Origin of the sequence: Streptomyces sp. B6B3 (assembly GCF_039871525.1) — a bacterium.
GTDB lineage: Bacteria > Actinomycetota > Actinomycetes > Streptomycetales > Streptomycetaceae > Streptomyces.
In genome coordinates this window covers 1-3,118 of sequence record NZ_JBDPLU010000058.1, presented here as the reverse complement: position 1 = coordinate 3,118, position 3,118 = coordinate 1, and the positions used below count along the sequence as shown (strand labels likewise).

Annotated in this window: 2 protein-coding genes; both read left to right on the top strand. The window is 71.5% G+C overall.

What is annotated here, in order from left to right; genetic code table 11:
* The coding region (locus tag ABGB06_RS39310) for a condensation domain-containing protein (protein WP_347600514.1) at positions 1–1,571 on the top strand (1,571 nt) is incomplete at its 5' end.
* The coding region (locus ABGB06_RS39305) for a condensation domain-containing protein (protein ID WP_347600511.1) at positions 1,564–3,118 on the top strand (1,555 nt) is incomplete at its 3' end. The genes ABGB06_RS39310 and ABGB06_RS39305, both read left to right, overlap by 8 nt.

The following is a 3,118-nucleotide window of genomic DNA, read 5'->3' as shown; positions in this document are numbered from 1 at the left end:
CCCCTACCCACCCCGACCACGGCCCCCTCCCCCTCACCCCCGTCATGCACGAACTCCACCAACGAGGCGGCCTCAACGCCCTCACCGGCCGGTTCGCCCAGTGGGTGACCGTTCAGGTTCCCGCCGACCTGCGCCAGGACCAGCTCGTCGCCGCGCTGCAGGCCGTGGTGGATCACCACAGGATCCTCGGCGCCCGGCTGGTCACGGAGTACGGCGAGGGGGAGTCCGGTCCTCACCTGGACGTGCCGCGGGAGGTCCGGGGTGTGAGTGACCGGGTGTCGCGCGTGACCGCCACGGGGCTCGACGAGGAGACCCTGGACTGGACCATCGAGGACCAGGCACACGCGGCTTCGGAGCGGCTCGATCCGCGCAGCGGGGAGATGTTGCGCCTGGTCTGGTTCGACCGGGGGCCCGAGACCCCCGGGCGGCTGCTGCTGGCGATACACCACCTGGTGACGGACGCGGTGTCCTGGCAGGTCGTGCTGTCCGACCTCGCCTCGGCCTGGCGGTCGACGGTGGTCGGTCGGACTCCGGTTCTCGCCCCGGTGACCTCGTCGTTCCGCCAGTACGCACACCTCCTGTCGTCCATGGCGTACGACGCCGACCGACTCGCGGAGTTGGACACGTGGGTGCGGACCCTCGAGAGCGTCGAGGAGTCGCAGCCACTGCTCGGCAACCGCGCCCTGGACTCCTCCCGGGACACCGAGGGCACCCAGCGACAGCTGCGTCTCTCCGTCCCCTCCGACGTGACGTCCGCCCTGCTCACCACGCTCCCGGACGCCTTCAACGCCGGGGTGAACGACGTTCTCCTCGCCGGCCTGGCCGCCGCCCTGGACGGGTGGCGCCTCCGCAGGGGCCTCGCGCCCCTCCCGATGCTCCTGAACGTGGAGAGCCACGGACGGCGGGAGCTGACCGCGGACACCGACGTGTCACGGGCGGTCGGCTGGTTCACGAGCATGCATCCGGTGCGGCTCGACGCGCGGCAGGCGTCTCCCGACGACGTCAGGGCCGGCGGTGCCGATGCCGGCCATCTGGTGAAGCACGTCAAGGAGCAACTGCGCGAGGTCCCGGGGGACGGGCTGGGGTACGGAATGCTGCGCTTCCTCAACGCCGCGACCGCGCCGATCCTGGCCGACCTGCCGAAGCCCGAGATCGGCTTCAATTACCTGGGCCGGGTCGAGCCCTCGAGCCCGGGCGGTGGGCCAGGCGGCGCCGCCGCGAACGACTGGCAGCTCACCGGCTCGACGGCGATGGGCGGGGACGCGGACCCGGGGCTGCCGGTGATGCACGTCCTGGAGACCGGCGGTTTCGTGCGGGAGCGCTCGGACGGACCGGAACTGGTCCTGCTGCTCACCTGGCCCGACCGGGCGCTCGACGAGGCGGACGTGCGTGAGCTGGGCGAGGGGTGGCGGGACATGCTCGGCGGACTCGTCGCCCATGCCTCACGACCCGACGTCGGTGGTCACACCCCCTCCGACCTGTCGCTCGTCACGCTCACCCAGGGACAGATCGAGGAGATCGAGAGCATGTTCGGCGACGACGAAGCCCAGGACGGAGCCCACCATGGCTAAGCGCATCGAGGACGTCTGGCCGTTGACTCCGCTCCAGGAGGGCCTGCTCTTCCATTCCCTCTTCGACGACCAGCACCCCGACGTCTACGTCGTCCAGGACGTCAGGGCGCTCGAAGGCCCGTTGGACGCGTCGAGGCTTCGAACCACGTGGGAGACGGTGCTCGCCCGCCACCCCACCCTGCGCGCCTCCTTCCACCGGCCCTCGAACGCCGACGACTTCGTCCAGATCATCCCGGCTCGGGTGAGACTCCCCTGGCGCGAGGTCGACCTGTCCGAGCTGCCGCGGGAGGAGGCTCTGGACCAGGCGGCGCGGCTGGCGAAGGAGGAACGGGAACGCCGCTTCGACCTCGCGGCTCCTCCGCTGCTCCGGCTGCTCCTGGTCCGCCTCGACGAGAAGCTGCATCACCTGGTGATGACCAACCACCACATCCTCATGGACGGCTGGTCCCTTCCGCTGCTGCACCAGGAGGTCTCCGCGGTCTACGAGGCGGGCGGCGACGCCGGCCGGCTGCCGCCGGTCACGCCCTACCGCGACTACCTGGCCTGGCTGCATCGACAGGACAAGGACGCGGCACGCGAGGCCTGGCGCACGGAACTGGCCGATCTCGACGGGCCCACCCTGTTCGCGCCCTCAGCCGATCACGGGCCACGGGACCCGAGATACACGCAGACGCAGGCGAAGCTCGACGCGGCGGCGACCACCGCCCTGCTGGAGATGGCGCGAGACCGCGAGCTGACGCTGAACACGGTGGTACAGGGCTGCTGGGCCCTGCTTCTGGGCCAGCTGACGGCGCGCGACGACGTGGTCTTCGGAGCGACGGCCGCCGGCCGGCCGCCCGAGCTCCCCGGCGTCGAGGACATGCTCGGACTCTTCATCACCACGGTGCCGGTACGCGTGCGGCTCGATGCCGGCCGGCGGGTCCGCGACGTTCTCGGCGACCTCCTGGCCAGCCAGTCGCGGCTGACCCCGCACCACTACCTGGGGCTGTCGGAGATACAACGGGTCGGTGGTCCGGGCACGGGCTTCGACACCCTGGTGATCTTCGAGAGCTACCCGCAGCTCGACGACCCGCGCGAAAGCGCGGGCTCCCTTCTCATCACCCCGGTCCACGGCCACAACCTCACGCACTACCCGGTCAGCCTGGCCGTCTTCCCGGGCCCGGAACTGCTCTTCGTCGTCACCTGCCGCTCGGACCTCGTCGACGAGTCCACCGCTGGGCAGCTGGCAGAACGCCTGATACGGGTGCTGCGGCAGGTGGCGGCGGACGACGAGCGGCGGGTCGAGGACTTCGACGTGCTGCTGGAGGGCGAACGGGACTGGCTGCTGGGCGAGGTAGCCGTCGGGGACGTGCCCGCCGAGTCGGCTTCGACGGTGGTGGAGGCGTTCGCCGCCCAGGTCGCCGCACACCCGAACGCGACCGCGGTCATCGCGGGCCAGGACTCCTGGACCTACGCCGACCTCGACGCCCGCACCAACAGGCTCGCCCACCACCTGCTCGGCCTCGGCCTGGCCCCAGGCGACCGAGCCGCCGTCGCACTCCCCCGCA